Here is a 19,787-nt window from a genome sequence, read left to right on the forward strand (position 1 = left end):
TCATCCGCCCACCATGTGCCGGTCGGTCCAAGAGAGGTGCCTCGATGTTCGCGCTCGCAACGGAGGAGATCACCGTGGACCTGGACCAGGCTCTGTGGCAGGTGTGGAGGGCCATGGACGTCCCGGAGGGCTTCCGTGCGGAGATCATCGAGGGGGCCGTCGAGATGTCACCGACCGGTGGACAGCGTCACCTGACTGTGAACCGGCGGCTCTACTGGGCTCTGCTGGAGCATCTCCGCGGTTCGGGGTGCGGTCCCGCGAACGACGGCAACGTGATCCACGGGCTGAAGGTCTGGATCCCCGACCTGTTCGTAGCCCCTGACGACCTTGAGGAGATCGAGCACCCCGAGGGCCTCGGTGTGCTCGCCTCCGGCGTCTCGCTGGTGGTGGAGACGGTGTCTCCGGGCGCTGACAGTCGCAAGCGCGACCTCGTGCGCAAGCACCGCGCCTACGCGACGGCCGGCATCCCGGTCTACGTGATCATCGACGACTACGACGACGGCGGCTCGGTCACGATCCTGAGCGGACCGGACAGCGTGCGCGGGAGCTACGCCCGTTCCGTCCGTACGCCCTACGGCGAGGAAGCGATCGTTCCAGAGGGGCCGGCCAAGGGCTTCGCGATCGGCCCTGCCATCACGGGTGCGCTCCGCCGGAACTGAGGCCCGCAGCTGAGGGCCGCAGCTGAGGGCCGTCGGCCTGAGGCCCCGTCCGGCCGTCGCCTGTCAAGTGCCGGATCGGCGTGGGCAGGCGGCCGTCCGGCTCTTGTGAGGGGTCAGCGGCGCGTCGGATGATCCGGTTGACCGTTCGGTCGACCCCGATGTTGTGACCCTTGCTGTCGTCCCCAGTATTGACCCCGCTGTTCGAGCAGATGTAAGCATGTTGGATACTGAGCTTGTGAACGTGTTCACGTTCACAAGCGGACAAGCTTGCAGTGCTCTGCCCCGATATGTGGCAAAGCTGCTGCCTGCCGTGTTCGGGACGAACGTGCGGGCCCAGGATCATGGAAGAGAGAGGGCGCAGTGGAGCTATCAGTCGCTCACGAGACCATCGCGCGATGGCAGTTCGGCATCACCACCGTCTACCACTTCTTCTTCGTCCCGCTGACGATCAGCCTGGCCGCGATCGTCGCCGGGCTGGAGACCGCCTGGGTCCGGACGGGCAAGGAGAAGTACTTCCATGCCACCAAGTTCTGGGGCAAGCTCTTCCTGATCAACATCGCGATGGGTGTCGTCACCGGCATCGTTCAGGAGTTCCAGTTCGGGATGAACTGGTCCGACTACTCCCGCTTCGTCGGGGACGTCTTCGGTGCTCCGCTCGCGATGGAGGCGCTGATCGCGTTCTTCTTCGAGTCCACCTTCATCGGCCTGTGGATCTTCGGCTGGGACAAGCTGCCCAAGAAGATCCACTGCGCCTGCATCTGGATGGTGGCGCTCGGTACGATGCTCTCGGCTTACTTCATCCTGGCGGCCAACTCCTGGATGCAGCACCCGACCGGTTACAAGATCGACCCGGCCACCGGGAAGGCCCAACTGACCGACATCGGCGCGGTGTTGTTTCAGAACACCACCCTGGTCGTGGTCTTCCACACCCTCACTGCCGCCTTCCTGACCGGCGCAGCCTTCATGGTCGGCATCGCCTCGTTCCACCTGTGGCGCGCCAAGCGCGAGGGCGAGCCGGACCGCCGCAAGGTCGCCTCGATGCGGACCTCGCTCCGGGTCGGCCTGGCGCTGGGGGTGATCGCCGGTCTCGGCACCGCCGTCAGCGGTGACAGCCTCGCCAAGGTGATGTTCGAGCAGCAGCCGATGAAGATGGCCGCCGCCGAGGCGCTCTGGGACACCCAGGCACCGGCCCCTTTCTCGATCTTCGCGGTCGGCAACGTCAACCAGGGCCACAACTCGGTGGAGTTGGAGATCCCCGGGATACTGTCCTTCCTGGCCAAGAGCGACTTCAGCTCGCCCGTCCCCGGCATCAACGACACCGCCGCCGCCGAGGCCGCCAAGTACGGCGGCAAGCCCACCGACTACATCCCGAACATCTTCGTCACGTACTGGGGCTTCCGCCTCATGATCGGCTTCGGGATGACGTCCTTCGTGGCCTGCCTGATCGGCCTCTGGACCACCCGGCGGAGGCTGTTCCTGGCACCCGAGCACCGCACCGCCGAGGACGAGGTCCCGAAGCTGATGCTCACGAAGCACCGTGAGCTGAGCCCACAGCTCACCAAGTGGAGCTGGCGGATCGGCATCCTGACCATGGGCTTCCCGCTGATCGCCAACAGCTTCGGCTGGGTCTTCACCGAGATGGGCCGTCAACCCTGGTCCGTCTTCGGCCTGATGACAACGGCGAACTCGGTCTCGCCGAACGTCAGTGTCACCACCCAGGTCATCGCGCTCACCACCTTCACCACGCTCTACGCGATCCTCGCGGTGATCGAGGTCAGGCTGCTGGTCAAGTACGCGAGCGCCGGCCCGAACACCGCCGAGCAGCCCCCCGCGACGGACCCGACCCTGCGCGGGCCGTCCTCGGACGAGGACGCCGACAAGCCCCTCGCCTTCGCCTACTGAGCGACTGCCGAGCCACTCGCCTACTTGGCTACTCGCCCACTGAGCTACTCGCCCACTGAGCTACTGAGGACAACGCGATGCAACTCCACGACGTCTGGTTCATCCTCATCGCCGTTCTGTGGATCGGCTACTTCTTCCTCGAGGGCTTCGACTTCGGCATCGGCGTCCTCACCAAGCTGCTCGCCCGCGACACCGCCGAACGCCGGGTGCTGATCAACACCATCGGCCCGGTCTGGGACGGCAACGAGGTCTGGCTGCTCACAGCCGGTGGCGCGACCTTCGCGGCCTTCCCCGACTGGTACGCCACGCTGTTCAGCGGTTTCTACCTCCCGCTGCTGATCATCCTGGTCTGCCTGATCGTGCGCGGTGTCGCGTTCGAGTACCGGGCCAAGCGCAACGAGAAGCGCTGGCAGCGCAATTGGGAGCATGCGATCTTCTGGACCTCGCTGCTGCCCGCCTTCCTCTGGGGCGTCGTCTTCGCCAACATCGTGCACGGCGTGGCGATCGACAAGGACAAGAACTACGTCGGTAGCGTCTGGGACCTGTTCAGCCCGTACGCGATCCTCGGCGGGCTCGTCACCCTGACGCTCTTCACCTTCCACGGCGCGATCTTCGCCTCGCTCAAGACCGTCGGCGACATCCGATTGCGCGCTCGCGCCGTCGCGGGCCAACTCGGCCTGGTGGCAACCGTGCTGGCGCTGGTCTTCCTGGGCTGGACGCAGGCCCACCAAGGCACCGGGTGGAGCCTGGCCGCGATGACCGTCGCGGTGCTGGCCCTGGCCGCCTCGCTGGCGGCCAACCAACTCGGGCGGGAGGGCTGGGCGTTCACCTTCTCCGGGCTGACCGTCGTGGCGGCCGTCGCGATGCTCTTCCTGGCGCTCTTCCCGGACGTGATGCCCTCCACCCTGGGCGGCAACTGGTCGCTGACGGTCGACAACGCCGCCTCCTCCCCCTACACGCTCAAGCTGATGACGATCGTCGCGGCCGTCTTCACCCCGCTCGTGCTGCTCTACCAGGGTTGGACGTACTGGGTGTTCCGCAAGCGGATCGGCGTCCAGCACATCCCCGCACCGGTCCAGGACCACTGAACAGGACCCCTGATGAAGCCCGTCGACCCCCGACTGCTCCAGTACGCCCGCACCACCCGCGCCTTCCTCGCCGGATCGGTGATCCTCGGCGGGGTCGGCGCGGCCCTGGTGGTCGCGCAGGCGAGCCTGATCGCCGAGATCGTCGTCCGGGCGTTCCAACAGCACTCGTACGACCTCGGCACCCCGCTGCTCTGGCTGGTGGCGACGGCGGTCGGCCGGGCGGTGGTCGCCTGGCTGACCGAGCTGGCCGCGCACCGCTCGGTGGCCCGGGTGAAGTCCACCCTGCGCCGCCGACTGCTCGACCACGCCACCGCGCTCGGCCCGGCCTACCTGGCCGGCCGCCGGACCGGCGAACTGACCGCCCTCGCCACCCGGGGTGTCGACGCCCTGGACGACTACTTCGCCCGCTACCTCCCGCAGTTGGCGCTGGCCGTGGTCGTCCCGGTGGTGGTGCTCGCGCGGATCGTCGGCGCCGACTGGACCTCGGCCGCGATCATCGCCGGGACCCTGCCGCTGATCCCGCTCTTCATGGTGCTGATCGGCTGGGCCACCCAGTCCCGGATGGACCAGCAGTGGCGGACGCTCTCCCGGCTCTCGCACCACTTCCTGGACGTGGTCGCCGGCCTGCCCACCCTCAAGGTCTTCAACCGCGCCAAGGCCCAGGCCCGGACCATCACCCGGATCACCGACGAGTACCGCCGCGCCACCCTGCGCACCCTGCGGATCGCCTTCATCTCCTCGTTCGCGCTGGAACTGCTCTCCACCCTCTCGGTCGCCCTGGTCGCCGTCTCGATCGGCTTCCGGCTGGTTGACGGCACCCTCGGCCTGGAGACCGGGCTGTTGATCCTGATCCTGGCGCCCGAGGTGTACCTCCCGATCCGCCAGGTCGGCGCGCTCTACCACTCCAGCGTCGAGGGGCTCAGCGCCGCCGACCAGATCTTCGAGGTCCTGGAGACTCCGCTGCCCGCCACGGGCAGCACCCCGGCGCCCGCGCTGGCCGGCGCCACGATCGAGATCAGCGGGCTCACCGTCGTCCATCCGGACCGCACCGGCGCCACGCTGGACGACTTCTCGCTGACCCTCGCCGCCGGCGAGACCACCGCGCTCACCGGGCCCAGCGGCGCGGGCAAGTCCACCCTGCTCGCCGTCCTGCTCGGCTTCACCCCGGCCGCCTCGGGTACGGTGACGATCCGTACCGCGTCCGCTTCGTACGACCTCGCGGACCTCGACCCCGAGAGCTGGCGGCGGCAGATCGCCTGGGTCCCGCAGCACCCGCACCTGTTCGCCGGGACGATCGCCGACAACGTCCGGCTGGCCCGGCCGTCCGCCACCGACGACCAGGTGCGCGCCGCCCTCGCCGCCGCGCACGCCACCGACTTCGCCGCCCTCGCCACCGTCCTGGGCGAGGGCGGCACCGGCCTCTCGGCCGGTCAGCGCCAGCGCCTCGCCCTGGCCCGCGCCCTGCTCACCGACCGCCCGCTGGTCCTGCTGGACGAGCCCACCGCCAACCTGGACGGCGCCAGTGAGGAGGCCGTCGTCGACGCGGTCCGGGGACTCGCGGGGCGCACCGTCCTGCTGGTCGCCCACCGCCCGGCCCTCCTCGCCGTCGCCGATCACCGCCACCACCTTCAGGCCCCTGGGCAAGCACAACAGGGGCGCGAGGCTCTGCTTGTCGACTGCGTGCGCGAAACCGGAAGGCAACGACCCGCACCCTCCCTCGGCGCCCAGCTCCCCGAGCCTCCGGAGCGCGCCACCCCCGCGAAGCCCAAGCTCCTGCTCGCCACCGTCCTCGGCTCCCTCGCCCTCGGTTGCGCCGTCGCGCTGATGGCCACCTCCGGCTGGCTGATCTCGTACGCCTCCCAGATGCCGCCCGTGCTGTACCTGATGATGGCCGTCACCTCCGTCCGGGCGCTGGGCATCGGCCGCAGCGTCTTCCGCTACGCCGAGCGGCTGGTGTCGCACGACGCGGTGCTGCGCGCGCTCGGCGGCATCCGGGCCGCCGTGTACGGAAGGCTGGAGCGGCTCGCTCCGGCCGGGCTGCCCGCGTTCCGGCGGGGTGACCTGCTCTCCCGGCTGGTGTCGGACGTCGACTCCGTCCAGGACCACTACCTCCGCTGGCGGCTGCCCGCCGGGATCGCGCTGGCCGTCTCGCTCGGCTCGGCCGCCGCGCTGGCCGCCTTCCTCCCGCTCGCCGGGGCGGTGCTCGCGCTCGGGCTGCTGCTGGCCGGTGCCGCCGTGCCCGCGCTGGCGGTGCGGCTGTCCGGTCGTACCGAGCGCCAACAGGCTCCGGCCCGAGGTGAGTTGGCGGTGGCGGTGGTCGACGTGCTGACCGGCACCGCCGAGCTGACGGTGGCGGGCGCGCTGCCCGCGCGCCTCGCCGCCGCCCGTACGGCCGACGGCCGGCTCACCGTGCTCGCGGCCCGGTCCGCCGCCTCCGCCGCGCTCTCGGCCGGGCTGATCGCCCTGGTCACCGGGCTGACGGTCGCCGCGAGCGCGGCGGCCGGGGTCCGGGGGGTCGGCGATGGCACGGTGTCGGGCGTCTGCCTGGCGCTGGTCGTGCTGACCCCGCTGGCCGCCTTCGAGGCGGTCGCCGGGATGCCGACCGCCGTACGGTTCCGCGAGCGCAGCCGCGCCGCGCGGGCCAGGCTCGCCGACGTTCTGGAGACCGAGCCGCCCGTGGCCGAACCCGCCGAGCCGGTGGCGCTGCCCGCCGAGCCCCTGCCGATCGCCGTACGCGGACTCACCGCCCGCTGGCCGGGAAGCACCGAGGACGCGCTGCACGGCATCGACCTCGACCTCACCACAGGCCGCCGGATCGCCGTGGTCGGCCCGTCCGGCTCCGGCAAGACCACCCTCGCCCAGGTGCTGCTGCGCTTCCTGGACCAGAGCGCGGGCAGCGTGACGGCGGGTTCTCCACAGCCTGTGGACACCCGTACGATCGCCTCCGACGACGTCCGCCGCGCGATCGGTCTCTGCGCCCAGGACGCCCACGTCTTCGACAGCTCGCTGCGCGAGAACCTTCGCCTCGCCCGGCCGGAGGCCACCGTCGAGCAGCTTCGCGAAGCCCTCGACCGGGCCCGCCTGCTGAGCTGGGTCGACACCCTCCCCGACGGCCTGGACACCATGGTCGGCGAGCACGGCGCCCGCCTCTCCGGCGGCCAGCGCCAGCGGCTGGCCCTGGCCCGCGCGCTGCTCGCGGACTTCCCGGTCCTGATCCTGGACGAGCCCGCCGAGCACCTCGACCTGCCCACCGCCGACGCCCTGACCGCCGACCTGCTCGCCGCCACGGCCGGCCGGACCACCCTGCTGATCACCCACCGGCTGGCCGGTCTGGACGACGAGTCGGTGGACGAGGTGCTCGTACTGGACGACGGCCGGATCGCCGAGCGCGGCGGCTGGTCCGAGCTGATCGGCCGCCCGGACAGCCGGCTCGGCGCGATGTGGCAGCGGGAGCAGCGCGCCGACACGCTGCTCGTCACGGGCTGACGATAAACCCGGACAAACTACGCTCATCGTATGGAGACTCCCCCGGACCAAGCTCCCCACCGCGTGCCCGAGATCGCCTCGCTGGGCCTGGACTCCCTGGTCACCGAGGTCTCCGAGCGCCTGCAGTCCGCCGCCGCCGTCACCGACCGGATGCAGCGGCTGCTCGAAGCCGTGGTCTCCGTCGGCGCCGGGCTCGACCTGCACGCCACCCTGCAGCGGATCGCCACCGCCGCCGCCGAACTGGTCGACGCCAAGTACGCCGCCCTCGGCGTGATCTCCCCGCACGCCGACGGGCTCTCCGACTTCATCCACATCGGTGTGGACGACGAGACGGCCGCCGCCATCGGCGAACTGCCCACCGGGCGCGGCATCCTCGGCGCCCTGATCGACCGCCCCGAGCCGCTCCGCCTGGACGACCTCGCCGCCGACCCGCGCTCGTCCGGCTTCCCGCCGCACCACCCGCCGATGCAGTCCTTCCTCGGCGAGCCGATCCGGGTCCGCGAGGAGGTCTTCGGCAACCTCTACCTGACCGGGAAACAGAGCGCCAGCGGCGCGTTCACCCCCGAGGACGCCCAAGTCGTGCACGCCCTCGCGGCCGCCGCCGGGGTCGCCATCGAGAACTCCCGGCTCTACGAGGAGGGCCTGCGCCGCGAGCGCTGGATCGCCGGAGCCTCCGCCGTCACCACCGCGCTGCTCTCCACGGACGAGGCCCGGGTCGCCCTGCTCGTCGCCGCCGAACAGGTCCGGCAGCTGGCCGACGCCGCGCTCGGCATGATCCTGCTACCCACCGGCGACGGACAGATGCGGGTCGCCCACGCCTCCGGCGAGGCCGCCGAGTTCCTCACCGGCGAGCTGATGCCGGACACCGGCTTCGCCGCCCAACTGCTCGCCGGGGAGAGCGTCTACCGGGACGACATGTCCACCGACCCGAAGGTGGTGCTGCGGCTGGCCCGCAGCTTCGGGGCCTCGATGGCCATCCCGATGGTCGCGGCCGGGCGGGTGCTCGGCGGGCTCTGCGTCTGGCGCAGCCGGGGCGCGCCCCCCTTCACCGAGTCCGAGAAGGAGCTCGCCCAGACCTTCGCCTCGCAGTCCGCCCTCGCCCTGCGGCTCGCCGAGGGTCAGCGCGACCAGCAGCGGCTGGCCGTCTTCCAGGATCGCGACCGGATCGCCCGCGACCTGCACGACCTGGTCATCCAGCGGCTGTTCGCCACCGGCATGATGCTGGAGAGCGCCGCCCGCCGCTCGCTCGTCCCAGAGGTGCAGACCGGGATCGGCCGAGCCGTCGACGAGCTGGACGCCACCATCCAGGAGGTCCGCACCACCATCTACGCCCTCCAGCACGACGACCACGGCAACGAGCCGGACACCCTGCGGACGCGCGTCCTGCGCGAGGGCAGCCAGGCCGCCGCCGCGCTCGGCTTCAAACCGTCGATGACCTTCACGGGCCCGGTCGAGAGCCTGGTGGGGGAGAAGACCGGACGCCAACTCCTCGCCGCCCTACGCGAGATACTCTCCAACACGGCCCGCCACGCCCGCGCCTCCCGGGTCGGTGTCGAGGTCGACGCCACCGTCCACCTCGACGCCCAGGGCCACCCCGTCTCCGGCGACCCCGAGTCCCTCGACCGGGCCGGCCGCCCCGGCGTCCTGCTGACGGTGACGGACGACGGCGTCGGCATCCCCGACGGCGGCCGCCGCAGCGGTCTGCGCAACCTCACCCGCCGCGCGGAGACGCTCGGCGGCGACGCCTGGCACGAACCGGGGCCGTACGGGCGGGGGACGCGGGTTCGCTGGTCCGCGAGGCTCTGAGTCTGTACTCAGAGTAACCACAGTAGGGGCGCGGGGAGCTGTGCGCGCAACCGTGTACCAACGTTGTGCCCTGGTCGCGCAGTTCCCCGCGCCCCTGCTGTGGTCAACCCTGTGCGAGGAGTTCTTCGAGTACTGCCGCGACGCCGTCGTCCTCGTTGCTGACGGTGTGCTGCGCCACGGCGGCGAGGACGTCCGGGTGGGCGTTGGCGACGGCGTAGGAGGTGCCGGCCCAGGCGAGCATCTCCAGGTCGTTGGGCATGTCGCCGAAGGCCACCACCTCGGTGCGGTCGATGCCCTGCTCGCGGCACCAAGTCTCCAGTGTGCTGGCCTTGGTGACCCCGAGTGCGCTGATCTCCACCATCGATATCGGCGCGGAGCGGGTGATCTCGGCGAGGTGGCCGGCGGCGCGGCGGGCTTCGGTGAGGAAGGTGTCGGGGGCGAGGGTCGGGTGCTTGGCGAGCAGTTTGAAGAGGCCGTCCACCCGGCCGTCGGCCAGCAGCTCCTCGGCGGTGGCGACCGCGTGCTCCTGGTCGTCGCCCCACATGCGCAGCTGGTACCCGGGCTCGCGGGCCCAGCCGTTCGGGCACTCGAAGGCGAAGCTGATGCCGGGCAGTGCGCCGCGCAGCGTGGTGATCAGCGCGCGTACGTCCTCGCCGCTCAGCGGGAAGGTCTCCAGCAGCTCGCCGCGCCGGACGTCGACGACCGCGCCGCCGTTGGAGCAGATCGCCACCCCGTGACCGCCGATGTGCGAGCTGAGCTGCTGCATCCAGCGTGGTGGCCGCCCGGTCACGAACACCACCTGGATGCCCGCCGCCTCGGCCGCCGCGAGCGCTGCGGCCGTCCGGTCGGAGACGGTGCCGTTGCCGCCGAGCAGGGTGCCGTCCAGGTCGGTGGCGATCAGGCGGGTGCGGTGAGGGGTGGTGGTCACCGCACCATCTTCGCTCACCGCACCACCCCCGCCGCACCCTGCTCCCGCGCTGGTCAGGAGTGCCAGATCTCCTTGATCGCGTTGATCTTGCCGGAGGAGTCCAGGGTGATCTCGTACGCGGGGTACGCGGAGCAGCTGAGCGGCGGCTGCACGGTGGTGCCGCCACTCAGGCAGTCCCCGATGTGCATCCAGAGGTCACCGACGATGACCGTCTTGAACTGGTCGGCGCCGGTGGCCAGCTGGGCCTTGACCGTGGGGGCGAAGAGGTACGGCTTCTCGGTGCCGGTGCCCTCGTAGTGGCCGTCGTTCGGGTCACAGACGAACTTGACGGCCTTGGCGTCCAGGGTGTCCTGCGTCGGGCGGCGGACCGGCATCACGATCTTGTGTCCGGCGGCCGGCACCGGCTGGGTGCAGCTCATGGCCGGGCCGCCGTCGTCGGTGGCCGACGCGGAGGAGGCACCGTCCGTCGGCGCGGGGTTCGCGCTGCTCGGCGCAAATCCGGTGGGCGCGCCGGACGCGCCGGGTGCCGAGACGGCCGTGGAGGCCGATGGCGCGGCGGCGGCCGCAGTGGTGGCGGAACTGCTCGAACTGCTGGTCGGCCCGCACGCGGCGAGTCCGAGCGCGGCCGTGGCAGCCGCAACGGCCTTGATCAAGCGGCGAGATGACATCGTGCTGGGTCCCCCTGCTACTGCGTAACCGGATCATCACTGACGATCGGACAGGCTATCCGTCCGGTCCGACGAGGCCGCGCCCGCCCACCATTGGTCACGTTGGGTATAGTTCCGGTTTCGTGAAGTCACCATTGAAGTCACCGCTGCGGGTCGCGGTACCACCCTCGGGAACGTTGGCCGTCGGCGCGGGAGCGCTTGCCCTCGCCGGGGGGTCGTATCTGCATCTGGCGCTGGCCGGCAAGGTGTTGGACGGCGTGGCCATGGCGAAGTTCTCGATGGTCTGGGCGCTGGTCTTCTCGGTCGGGGCCGGGCTGTTCATCCCGCTGGAGCAGGAGGCCAGCCGGGCGGTGGCGGCCCGGATCGCGCTGGGCGACGGCGGACTTCCGGTGCTGTTACGGGGGATGCGGGTCGCCGGTGGACTGCTGGCCACCCTGCTGGTACTGCTGGCGGTCGGCGCCCGGCCGGTGGCCGACCTGCTGTTCTCGGGCGACCGGCGCATGGTTGTGGCGCTCGGCGCGGGCTTCGCGGGCCTGGCGACGGCGCATGTGGCGCGCGGGGTGCTCGCGGGACACGGCCGGTTCCGGGACTACTGCACCCAGATGTGGCTGGACGCGCTGCTGCGGGTCGCGGCCGCCGCCGCCCTCTGGCTCGGCCAGGTCCGCTCACCACTCGCCTTCGCGCTGGTGCTGGTCGTGGCGCCGGTGGTGTCGGTGGCCGCCGTCAGCCCGGCCCTGCGGCGGTCCTGCCGCCCCGGCAGTGCGCCCTGTCCGGCCGAACTGCGGGCCGGACTACCGGTGTTGATGTGCTCGACGCTGCTGACGCAGTTGCTGCCGAATGCGCCGGTGATCGCCGCGAAGCTGCTCGAGCCGGCGGACTCCCGGGCGGTGCCCGCCCTGCTCTGCGCCTCGATCATCGTCCGGATCCCGGTCATGGCGGTGGCCGCCATGCAGGTGCCGCTGCTCTCCGCGCTCGCGTGTACGGTGACGCTGGGGGACCGGCAGGCGTGGACCGGCCAAGTACGCGCCGCCTGCCGGGTGGTGGCGGCGATCGGGGTCGGCGCGCTGCTCTGCGTGGTACTCGCCGGGCCGTACGTGTCCGTCCGTTTCCTGTCCGCGCCGGAGTTGCTGGGCCGTCGTGACTTCCTGCTGCTGGGCCTCGGCACGGTGGGCTACCTGTTCGCGATGGTGCTCGGCCAGCCTCTGCTGGCACTGCGCAAGCAGCGGTTGCAGGGCGCAGCGTGGATCGTGGGCGCAACGGTCTTCGTCCTCTCCGCCGCCGCGCACGAGGACGCCGTGCCGGCGGTCGAGAACGCCTACCTGGCCGGCTGCTGGACGGTGGCGCTACTGCTGGCCGCCAATGTCCTTGTCATGAGCAGGAGTTCGAGTACCGAACGTTCGTTGGCCGGTTGACGGCGGTACCTGGCCAGGTGGGGGTGACCAATCTCCCGCTACTTCGTTGGGTTTTGCAGCGCGTTGTTCTGTCGTCCGGCTCGGTCGCGCGGCTCGCATTCCTCCCAGAATCGAAGGATCCGATGGCACGTTCAGGCCAGTCACTCACGGCGGATCAGATCTGCGCGCTCGCCGCCACCCCGGGCGCGGCCGACCCCGGGCCGCTCGCGCGGCTGCGGGTGCCGCGACCCGTGGACCGGTACGACCGGGTGCGCGAACTGAGCCGTGGCCGGCGGGTGCTCGACCTCGGGGCCTACGACGAGACCGAGGTCGACAACGAACACGACACCTCCTGGCGCTGGTTGCACGCCGAGATCGCCTCCGTCGCCGCCGAGTGCCTCGGGGTGGACGCGTCCGAGAAGGTCCGGGTCAAGGGCACCGTGCGGACACCCTGCGACACCTCGATCGTCTACGGGACGGTCGAGCAACTCGACCGGATCGTCGAGGACTTCAAGCCCGACCTGATCGTCGCCGGGGAGCTCGTCGAGCACACCCAGGACACCCTGGGCTGGATCTCCCGGCTCGCCGGGATCACCCCCGGCACGCGCTTCGTGGCGACGACTCCCAACACCACCTCGGTGGTCAACCTGCTGCTGGCCCTGCTGGGCCGCGAGAGCTGCCACCCGGACCACCTGCAGGTCTACTCCTTCCGCACCCTGAGCACGCTCTCCGGCCGCGCGCCGCTGCACGACATCACGGTGCGCCCGTACTACTACGACCCGCACCTGTTCCGCGCCCGGGTGCCACGGCCCGCCGTTCCGCTGGTCGCCGGGGCCAATCTGGCGCTCAGGACGCTGCAGTACCTGTTCCCGCTGCTCTCCTGCGGCCTCATCCTCGAGGGTACCCTCGGCCCGGTGCCCGCCGACCGCCACCTGGTCGCCCCCCGCTCCGGGGCGGAGGAGGTTCCCACGGGGTCGCGTACGCACTGAAGGCCGGCGCTTCCCTAGCGCTGTGAAGACATCCAGGGCATAGCTGGGACAAGGTAGTTGAGTACTGACGGCTACCTTGTCCGATCGGCATTCCCCGGGCCTCCGCTCTGGGCTACGGTCGGGGTCGCAGGCCGTCACGGGGGAGGAAAGCATGGCGATCGAGCTGCCCGGCGAGGTGGTGTCGTCCTACAGTTCTTCGGGATCGACTGGCCGCAGGTGAACGAGGACAAGGTCCGCGAATTCGCTTCGCATGTACGGGAGTTCGCCCAGAACGTGGAGTCGGCGCACCAGGACTCGACGGCGACGGTGCACCAGTTGGCCGAGGCGTACCAGGGGGCGTCGTACGAGGCGCTGCTCGCCAAGTGGACGCAGCTGTCGAGCGGGCACATGGCCGAGATGGTCCAGGCGTGCCACGCGGTGGCGACCGCGTTGGACGTGGCGGCCGACGTGATCGTGGGCATGAAGGCCGAGGCGATCGCCGAACTCGCCACGATGGCGGCGGCGTTCGTGGCGGACCAGGCGGCGGCGGTGGCCACCTTCGGTCTGGCTACGACGAGGGCGGCCGACGCAGCTCGCTCACCGATCCGACCGGGGCCGTCACCCGGTACGGCTACGACGGCCTCGGGCACGTGATGTCCGTTACCGATGCACTCGGCTGCACGACGCTGATCCGATGCAACCCTGCCGGACTCCCCATCGAGATCACCGACCCGACCGGAGCGGCCACCCGGTATGAGCGCGACGCTTTCAACCGCACCACCGCCATCACGGACCCGCTGGGCGCCGTCACCCGCCTGATCTGGACCACCGAGGGCTACCTGACGTCGCGTACCACTGCGAACGGCGCTACCCAGTCGTGGGCGTACGACGGTGAGGGAAATCCCCTCACCCACACCGATCAGCTCGGGCAAGTGAGCACCTTCGAGTACACCCATTTCGAGGCGCTCGCGGCTCGCACCGGCCCCGACGGCGCCCGGATAGAGTTCACCCACGATGCCCACATGCAGCTCGTCGGCGTCACGAACGCGCTCGGCCAGTGCTGGAGCTACTCCTACGACGCGGCCGGTCGGCTCACCGGCGAGAAGGACTTCGACGGGCGGTCCGTCAGCTACCGGCTGAACGCAGCCGACCAGGTCGTCGCCCGTACCAATCCCCTTGGTCAGCAGATTCGATACAGCTACGAGTCGGTGGGCCGTACCACCGCCAAGGACGCCGAGGGACGTGTCACCGCCTTCACGTACGCTGCAGTGACGACATGAGCCGCACCTTGTCGCCACAGAGCCTGGCCGGGTCGTCGACAACCGAGGCCGGTGTCACCACCGGTCAGCTCCAGGCCGATGAAGTCGATGTTCCTGGCTCGGAGTTCGGCCTTCATGAACGCGGTCTTGCGGTAGAGCTCGGCCCGCAGTCCGACCCCGGCCTGGACGGTCTCCAGGCTCTTCAGCGTGGCCTCCATGGCGGTCTGCGGAAGCGAGGTGGTGAAGATGAAACCGGGCGCGAAGGAGCGCACGTAGTCCAACGCCGCGTCCGGGCCGACCACATAGCCTCCGACAGTGCCGATCGCCTTGCCGAAGACCCCCTGGATGAAGGTGGCCCGGTGGTTCCCGAGCTCCTCGCTCAGACCGGCGCCGGTGGCGCCACGGACCCCGATCGAGTGGGTCTCGTCCAGGAAGGTCAGCGCGTTGTACTTCTCCGCCAGATCGAATATCGCCCCGGCCGGAGAGGTGTCGCCGTTTGTGGCGGGTGGGTTGGATCGCCGGTACGGCAAAAGCACTGCTCAGCGCGATAGCGCGGTGCCGAGGAGCACCAGGGCGAGCGGCACCGCGACCGTACCGGCGACGGCCAGCCAGCCCGCCGGGCGGCCGAGGTTGACTGTCCAGCCGACGCCGAAGCGCTTGGGCACGAAGACCGTGACATCGTCCCGGTTGACGTAGAAGATCCCGGCGCGCCAGTGGCGGTCGTCGTCCCGGTTGGCGACAGCCGTCGTGCTCGGGCGGTCGGCGGACACCCTGGTGCCCTGTTGGCCGGTACGGAGCGCGATGGCCAGCACGGTGGCGACACCGAGCAGGGTGGGGACAGCGGTGGCGGCCACGGCGGCACCGGACGGACTGACCAGACCCCAGCTCTGCAGGGCCGTGCCCAGCAGGGAGAGGTCGACGCCGGCGGCGAGCACGAGCAGGCCTCTCGCGGTCCAGCGCACGAAGACCCGGTGCTGCACGGCCGATACGGCCGGTTGCTCGGCATCCAGCGACTGAGCGCTGCGCAGCGCGACCAGGGCCGCACCGACCAGCACGGCGGTGGCGCCGGCCTGTGCGAGGACCGGGGTGAAGGCGGCGCCGACCGAGGCGGTGGCGTGGCCGAGGCTGTCCCAGTGCGTGGTCAGGGTGGCCGGCAGGTGCGGGTGGCGCAGGGCTCCGGTGATCGCGGTCGCCACGACGACCAGCGGGGCCGCCAGGGCCCACAGCCAGGGGAAGCGTTCGGGGTCGGTCCGCAGTGTGGTGTCCACCGCGACGCCTTGGGGGAGCTGGTCGTACCAGGAGTGCTCGGCCTTTGCGGTGGCCACCGTACGGTGCGCGCGGTAGTAGGCGGCCCATGACAGTACGGCGAGGATCGCGATGGCGCTGGGCGTGATCGCGCTCTGAAGGGCGTCGGACCCGCCGACGGTCGCGGTGACGGTGGTCGAGGCCGCGATCACCGCGCTCGCGGCGGCCAGGACGCTGGCCCGGTAGCGCCGTCGGGCTGCGGTGATGACCGGCTCGTCGGCCCGGTCGCCGGGGATTCGCACCCCGAACGGCAGCGTGCGGCGTACCAGCGCGGGCGTCAGCCAAGCTGTACCGGAGAGCAGCAGGAGTGCCACGATCCTGGCGGCGAGCAGCGCGATCATGCGAGGCTCCCCGACGCCGGCGCGGAAGGCGGTCCGTCGACCCCGAAGGCGGTGAGCAGGGCCTGGCAGCGATCGAGGATGTCCCCGTGCGAGAGGCCGTGCGCTCGGGCCTCGGCCAGCAGTGTGCGGGCCCGGGTGTCCCAGTCGGCGACAAAGTCCTGGTGCGGCGGTCCGCTGGTGTGGTCGCGGGCGATGACGGCGCCGTGCTTGCGGGTCAGGTGCAGCAAGCCCTCCTGCCGCAGCAGGTCGTAGGCCTTGTTGACGGTGTGGAAGTTGATCCCGGAGTCGGCCGCGAGCGCACGGATGGACGGCAATGACGCGCCGACCGGAAGCGTGCCGGAGGCGATGCCCTCGACGACCCGGTCATGGATCTGCTGGTAGATCGGAATCTCGCTGGTGAGCACGAGAGGGATGATCATCTCGCCTCCATGACTCTCTGGGGATTCTCTGAGCCGAACCCCTGCTCTCGGCGGAGCCCTGCGGCGGGCGAATCGGCGCACAGCCGTGCCAATCCTGCCCGCTCATCCCCCTCCGGCACCAGTTCGCCGCGTTATCGCTGGACCACCATCGCTGCTGTGATCTATGTTTACTAGAACAAGTAGTCATGGAGGTGAGCGGTCATCCCCGGCATACATCTGGCGCTGGACGACATCCGGGCCGGCTATCAGGGCAGGGCGGCCCTCGGGCCGGTCGACGCCACGCTCCCCACCGGGATTCACGCCCTGCTCGGGCGGAACGGCGCCGGGAAGACCACGCTCATGCGGGTCATGGCGGGCATCCTCGCGCCGGTCTCCGGGCGGGTACTCCTCAATGGCACCGATCTCGCCGTCGACCCCGCAGCCAAGGACGACATCGGATACCTCGGCCACCGCCCGGCCCTCTCAAGCGATCTGACGGTGCGTCGGAATCTGGAGTTCTGGGCCGCCCTCTACTGCCCGGGCCCCGCTCTGCGCAGCCGGCGACTGGCCGAGGTGCGTGAGCTGTTCACTCTCGACGCCCTGTGGGAGAAGCGCGCGGCGCGGCTGAGCCGAGGTCAGCTCCAGCGGGTGGACCTGGCCCGGGTCGTGCTCGCCGACCCGGTGGTCGTCCTGCTGGACGAGCCCATGACGGGACTGGACCCGGTCACCTCCGCGCTGGTGCGTGAGCTCATCCGCGACTGGTCCCGGACCAAGGCGGTCCTGTACTCCACGCACAACGTCCCCGAAGCCCTGACCGTCGCCTCGCAGGTGCTGATCCTCAAGGACGGCACCCTGTCGACCCGCAACGACCTGGTCTCCGGGGGCAGTAGCACGTACGAGATCGTGTGCGCCGGCCCGTGGCCGCAGGATGTCGCCCCCGCGCGGACCGCCGAGGGCGGTCTGGTCCGGGTCGAGGTCCCGAGCGGAAGCACCCTCGGCGAGTTGATCGCCGTCGTCGTCGGCCGCGGGGTGCCGATCCTGGACGTCAGGCGGACAACCGTCGACGCAGACGCCGTGCTACGCGAGATCCTGGAGGACCGGCCTTGAACGCCCGCTCACTCGTACCGGCGCTCGCCGCGCGGGCCTGGGCCCAGCAGGGGCGGCAGGTACTCGCCGTCCCGGCCGCCGTGTCAACCGGCATCATCGTCCTGCTGCTCGTCCTGCCGCAACTGATCCCGGGCGGCCGACATGGGGACCAGACGCTGCCGCCGGGAGCAGCCGTACGCATCGTGGACGGCACCGCCGACGGCACCGCGTCAGCGATGGCGGTGGCGCTCCTGACAGCGCCCGCCCTGCTGGGGATCGGTGCGGCACTGCTCAGCCTGACCGTGAGCCGCTCGATCCTCGGTCCGGACGTCTCCAGCGGCGTCATGGAGAACCTGCTGGCCACGTCCATGCGACCGAGATCCGTCTTCCTCTGCTACGTCTGCGCCGCCTTCGGCCTCTCCGCACTAGCCTGGGCGGTCCTGGCCGGGACCTTCCTGGGGCTGACGACCGCCGTCCTGGCGTTCTCGGGCAGCGGAGTGGAGGTCACCGGGGGGTATCTCACGACGTCCCTACTGCTCCCGCTGGCCTCCATGCTGTGGGCGACATCGCTGATCTCCTTCGTCGCCTTCGTCCGGCCGGCCTGGCTCAAGATCACCGCCGGGCTCAACGGAGGCCCCGTGCGCCTGGCGGGCATCCTCCCCGCACTCGGCTCCGTAATCTTCACCACCGTCAGACCCCAGGACTGCGGCACCTTCTCCTGGCCCTACGTGATCGGCGTCAGCTGCGCCTCGGCCGCGCTGATGGCCGCTCTCGCGGCGCTCTTCAACAGTGAGCGCCTCCTGGAGTCCTGAGCACCTCACCACCCGTTCTCGAGCAGGAGGAATCCACCACGATGACCGAAACTCCGATCACCTGCGGCAAAGGCCATGTCTTCTGGGCCAACTGGACCCCCGGGGCCTCGGTCACCTCGATCCGGCTCGGCCCTCGGCGAATCGGCTGGTGCAAGGCCGGCCGCCATGTCGCCGTACTGCGGCACGCCGACGAACGGAAACTGACTCCACAGCAGCGTGCCGAGCTCTACGGCAGTGACGCGTAAGGAACCAGTACACAGAACAATACGAACGAAGTGGCAGCCTGACGGCACCGGCAGGCTGCCACTTCTGTTTCCGGGCTTCGGGCGTACAGCACCGGGCTGCGGGTCGGTCTGGGGCTCTCCTGCTCCGGGAAGCAGAAGCCGAGCTGTGGCCGCGAGCTGTCGGGGGCCTCACCGAGGGCGGTCCTCGCGTCGGGTTCACCTACGGTTCCGAGGCGGGTGTCATGACGGCCCTCATCGAGCCCCAGATGTCGGCGCACCCCTCGTGGACGCTGGTGCACGCGGGAGGCGGGGACCGTCGCTACGACACCGAACTCTGGACCTCCCCGCTGCCGGACAACGAGGTGTACGTGCATTACCGCTGGCTTGACCACGATATCCAACAGTCCGTCAGCTGGTTCGCCTGTCCGCGCGTCACCTGGCGAGGCGTCTGGGACAAGCACTGATGGGAGGCCCGTCCTCACCCTGGCCCTGCTCGCGGCGCCGGTGGTGACCGTCTCGGTGGGCCAGAAGCGTGGGCACTTCACGTACGAGCACGCCTTCCCGTCCCGGCGTCCGGCGGCCGCAGGCGCCGTCAGTGGCCCCAGGTGACGTCGTCGGTAGCCGACTGCTTCCCCGTGTTGGTCGAGTTCAGCGGAATGGTCACGCCGAGGGCGGGGCCGGAGGCGGAGAAGTGGTGCGATTCCATCGGCTTCGCCGTGGTGAAGGAATGCGCCAATCCCAGAGCGCCGACGGCGATGACGGCCGCGGCCGCGGTCTTGGCGATTCGAGTGGCGAACATGGACATCTGTTTCCCCCTGAGCACAGTCGCTTCGGTTGCGTCCCAGGCACCTGCCCGGATTTCGGTTCCGGCTGGTTTCCCCTGCCGATGGCCCTACTCTGCTGGGACTTCAGAACGGGTGAAAGAGGTTCGTGGTGGACGGATCCTGCATCTGCATATCCCGTCCACCGGATCGCGGGAGTGCGTTCCGGTGCGGCGGGACCAGGGCCGCGCTGAAGGACACCACGTTCACCTCGGCGAGCGAGGGGTGCGCGAGGAGCGCGCGGTGACAGACGGCCGACGCGGCCTGCTCCGCGACGGCGAGCGAGGGCGCGGTCAGGTAGAAGCCCACGACCGGACCGCCTGTGGCATCGCCGTGTGCACTGACGTGTTCCAGGCCCTCTCCGTCGAGTGCGCACTCCAGGAACAGCTGTGCCGCGTCCGGGGGAAGGGGGGTGTGATCCGGGGCCCGAAGTCGGGCATGCACGAGATACATACGGCCATCCTCCGCAGCGCCCACCACCGCAGTACAGGCCGACACCGGGGACTGTTTATGCCACGACAGGAACCGACCAGGGGGTCGGGCCCCGGCACAGGGCTTCGGCGTAGTCGCGTGACGTCCGATTCGTGACGGTCTGCCAGCTTGAGGGGAGCCAGGCGCGCAACAGGCACGGCTTCCAAGATCATG

The 19,787-nt window shown here is 70.5% G+C and carries 20 protein-coding genes; 13 read left to right on the top strand and 7 right to left on the bottom strand.

Translation table 11 applies throughout. The features are described from left to right. Positions 1-44: 44 nt before the first annotated feature. The 5 genes from P3T29_RS10515 (at position 45) to P3T29_RS10535 (ending at position 8,941) form a co-directional block, all read left to right on the top strand. The gene (locus P3T29_RS10515; protein WP_280716048.1) at positions 45-659 is read left to right on the top strand and encodes a Uma2 family endonuclease; all 615 of its coding nucleotides are present in this window, start codon (positions 45-47) and stop codon (positions 657-659) included. Positions 660-1,019: 360 nt separating this feature from the next. Continuing rightward, positions 1,020-2,561, top strand: coding sequence for a cytochrome ubiquinol oxidase subunit I (locus P3T29_RS10520; protein ID WP_280716049.1), 1,542 nt, complete (start codon positions 1,020-1,022; stop codon positions 2,559-2,561). Positions 2,562-2,638: 77 nt separating this feature from the next. Further along, positions 2,639-3,649: a cytochrome d ubiquinol oxidase subunit II gene (gene cydB, locus P3T29_RS10525; RefSeq protein WP_280716050.1), complete on the top strand. Its 1,011-nt coding sequence runs from the start codon at positions 2,639-2,641 to the stop codon at positions 3,647-3,649. A 12-nt stretch (positions 3,650-3,661) separates the two neighbouring features. Continuing rightward, a complete protein-coding gene (cydD, locus tag P3T29_RS10530; RefSeq protein ID WP_280716051.1) occupies positions 3,662-7,135 on the top strand; it encodes a thiol reductant ABC exporter subunit CydD in 3,474 nt (1,157 codons plus the stop codon). Between the two features lie 30 nt (positions 7,136-7,165). Next, complete coding sequence (locus tag P3T29_RS10535) at positions 7,166-8,941, top strand: GAF domain-containing protein (RefSeq protein WP_280716052.1); 1,776 nt, start codon at positions 7,166-7,168, stop codon at positions 8,939-8,941. A 103-nt stretch (positions 8,942-9,044) separates the two neighbouring features. Here the strand turns inward: P3T29_RS10535 and P3T29_RS10540 are convergent, their stop codons facing one another. Both P3T29_RS10540 and P3T29_RS10545 read right to left on the bottom strand, forming a co-directional pair. After that, a complete protein-coding gene (locus tag P3T29_RS10540) occupies positions 9,045-9,869 on the bottom strand; it encodes an HAD family hydrolase (RefSeq protein ID WP_280716053.1) in 825 nt (274 codons plus the stop codon). 53 nt (positions 9,870-9,922) lie between these two features. Continuing rightward, the gene (locus tag P3T29_RS10545; protein ID WP_280716054.1) at positions 9,923-10,537 is read right to left on the bottom strand and encodes a hypothetical protein; all 615 of its coding nucleotides are present in this window, start codon (positions 10,535-10,537) and stop codon (positions 9,923-9,925) included. Positions 10,538-10,659: 122 nt separating this feature from the next. Here P3T29_RS10545 and P3T29_RS10550 point away from each other — a divergent pair, with 122 nt between their 5' ends. From P3T29_RS10550 to P3T29_RS10565, 4 genes are all read left to right on the top strand, one after another. Further along, on the top strand, positions 10,660-11,949 hold the full coding sequence (locus tag P3T29_RS10550) for a hypothetical protein (protein WP_280716055.1): 1,290 nt from the start codon (positions 10,660-10,662) through the stop codon (positions 11,947-11,949). A gap of 122 nt (positions 11,950-12,071) precedes the next feature. Further along, positions 12,072-12,917 (top strand): hypothetical protein, encoded by an 846-nt coding sequence (locus P3T29_RS10555; protein WP_280716056.1) that lies wholly within the window; start codon positions 12,072-12,074, stop codon positions 12,915-12,917. Positions 12,918-13,133: 216 nt separating this feature from the next. Beyond that, the gene (locus P3T29_RS10560) at positions 13,134-13,550 is read left to right on the top strand and encodes a WXG100 family type VII secretion target (protein WP_280716057.1); all 417 of its coding nucleotides are present in this window, start codon (positions 13,134-13,136) and stop codon (positions 13,548-13,550) included. Beyond that, the gene (locus P3T29_RS10565) at positions 13,550-14,176 is read left to right on the top strand and encodes a hypothetical protein (RefSeq protein WP_280716058.1); all 627 of its coding nucleotides are present in this window, start codon (positions 13,550-13,552) and stop codon (positions 14,174-14,176) included. Before P3T29_RS10560 ends, P3T29_RS10565 begins: the two co-directional genes overlap by 1 nt. Here P3T29_RS10565 and P3T29_RS10570 read toward each other — a convergent pair. From P3T29_RS10570 to P3T29_RS10580, 3 genes are read right to left on the bottom strand one after another with little or no spacing between them, the layout of a single operon-like run. After that, on the bottom strand, positions 14,095-14,685 hold the full coding sequence (locus tag P3T29_RS10570; protein ID WP_280716059.1) for an aminotransferase class I/II-fold pyridoxal phosphate-dependent enzyme: 591 nt from the start codon (positions 14,683-14,685) through the stop codon (positions 14,095-14,097). The genes P3T29_RS10565 and P3T29_RS10570 overlap by 82 nt on opposite strands. 9 nt (positions 14,686-14,694) lie before the next feature. Next, a complete protein-coding gene (locus tag P3T29_RS10575) occupies positions 14,695-15,801 on the bottom strand; it encodes a DUF5808 domain-containing protein (RefSeq protein WP_280716060.1) in 1,107 nt (368 codons plus the stop codon). Then, a complete protein-coding gene (locus P3T29_RS10580) occupies positions 15,798-16,220 on the bottom strand; it encodes a GntR family transcriptional regulator (RefSeq protein ID WP_280716061.1) in 423 nt (140 codons plus the stop codon). Before P3T29_RS10580 ends, P3T29_RS10575 begins: the two co-directional genes overlap by 4 nt. Positions 16,221-16,451: 231 nt before the next feature. Between P3T29_RS10580 and P3T29_RS10585 the strand changes: the two genes are divergently transcribed. From P3T29_RS10585 to P3T29_RS10600, 4 genes are all read left to right on the top strand, one after another. Further along, positions 16,452-17,306 carry an ABC transporter ATP-binding protein gene (locus P3T29_RS10585; RefSeq protein ID WP_348532812.1) on the top strand — a complete coding sequence of 285 codons (855 nt, stop codon included), beginning with the start codon at positions 16,452-16,454 and terminating at the stop codon, positions 17,304-17,306. Continuing rightward, complete coding sequence (locus tag P3T29_RS10590) at positions 17,303-18,097, top strand: hypothetical protein (RefSeq protein WP_280716062.1); 795 nt, start codon at positions 17,303-17,305, stop codon at positions 18,095-18,097. Before P3T29_RS10585 ends, P3T29_RS10590 begins: the two co-directional genes overlap by 4 nt. Before the next feature lie 41 nt (positions 18,098-18,138). After that, entirely contained in the window at positions 18,139-18,342 is a 204-nt protein-coding gene (locus P3T29_RS10595; RefSeq protein ID WP_280716063.1) for a hypothetical protein, read from the top strand. A 221-nt stretch (positions 18,343-18,563) separates the two neighbouring features. Next, positions 18,564-18,785: a hypothetical protein gene (locus P3T29_RS10600; RefSeq protein ID WP_280716064.1), complete on the top strand. Its 222-nt coding sequence runs from the start codon at positions 18,564-18,566 to the stop codon at positions 18,783-18,785. A 128-nt stretch (positions 18,786-18,913) separates the two neighbouring features. Here the strand turns inward: P3T29_RS10600 and P3T29_RS10605 are convergent, their stop codons facing one another. Further along, positions 18,914-19,126: a hypothetical protein gene (locus P3T29_RS10605; protein ID WP_280716065.1), complete on the bottom strand. Its 213-nt coding sequence runs from the start codon at positions 19,124-19,126 to the stop codon at positions 18,914-18,916. A gap of 103 nt (positions 19,127-19,229) precedes the next feature. After that, the gene (locus tag P3T29_RS10610) at positions 19,230-19,595 is read right to left on the bottom strand and encodes a hypothetical protein (RefSeq protein WP_280716066.1); all 366 of its coding nucleotides are present in this window, start codon (positions 19,593-19,595) and stop codon (positions 19,230-19,232) included. Between the last annotated feature and the right edge of the window lie 192 nt (positions 19,596-19,787).

Origin of the sequence: Kitasatospora sp. MAP5-34 (assembly GCF_029894335.1) — a bacterium.
In the GTDB taxonomy this organism is placed as follows: Bacteria; Actinomycetota; Actinomycetes; order Streptomycetales; family Streptomycetaceae; genus Kitasatospora.

Coding starts and splice junctions, on each gene's coding strand:
- P3T29_RS10575 (WP_280716060.1), bottom strand. CDS start 15,801: ATGATCGCGCTGCTCGCCGCCAGGATCGTGGCACTCCTGCTGCTCTCC.
- P3T29_RS10565 (WP_280716058.1), top strand. CDS start 13,550: ATGTCCGTTACCGATGCACTCGGCTGCACGACGCTGATCCGATGCAAC.
- P3T29_RS10600 (WP_280716064.1), top strand. CDS start 18,564: ATGACGGCCCTCATCGAGCCCCAGATGTCGGCGCACCCCTCGTGGACG.
- P3T29_RS10610 (WP_280716066.1), bottom strand. CDS start 19,595: ATGTATCTCGTGCATGCCCGACTTCGGGCCCCGGATCACACCCCCCTT.
- P3T29_RS10605 (WP_280716065.1), bottom strand. CDS start 19,126: ATGTCCATGTTCGCCACTCGAATCGCCAAGACCGCGGCCGCGGCCGTC.
- P3T29_RS10580 (WP_280716061.1), bottom strand. CDS start 16,220: ATGATCATCCCTCTCGTGCTCACCAGCGAGATTCCGATCTACCAGCAG.
- P3T29_RS10545 (WP_280716054.1), bottom strand. CDS start 10,537: ATGTCATCTCGCCGCTTGATCAAGGCCGTTGCGGCTGCCACGGCCGCG.
- P3T29_RS10535 (WP_280716052.1), top strand. CDS start 7,166: ATGGAGACTCCCCCGGACCAAGCTCCCCACCGCGTGCCCGAGATCGCC.
- P3T29_RS10595 (WP_280716063.1), top strand. CDS start 18,139: ATGACCGAAACTCCGATCACCTGCGGCAAAGGCCATGTCTTCTGGGCC.
- cydD (WP_280716051.1), top strand. CDS start 3,662: ATGAAGCCCGTCGACCCCCGACTGCTCCAGTACGCCCGCACCACCCGC.
- P3T29_RS10555 (WP_280716056.1), top strand. CDS start 12,072: ATGGCACGTTCAGGCCAGTCACTCACGGCGGATCAGATCTGCGCGCTC.
- P3T29_RS10515 (WP_280716048.1), top strand. CDS start 45: ATGTTCGCGCTCGCAACGGAGGAGATCACCGTGGACCTGGACCAGGCT.
- cydB (WP_280716050.1), top strand. CDS start 2,639: ATGCAACTCCACGACGTCTGGTTCATCCTCATCGCCGTTCTGTGGATC.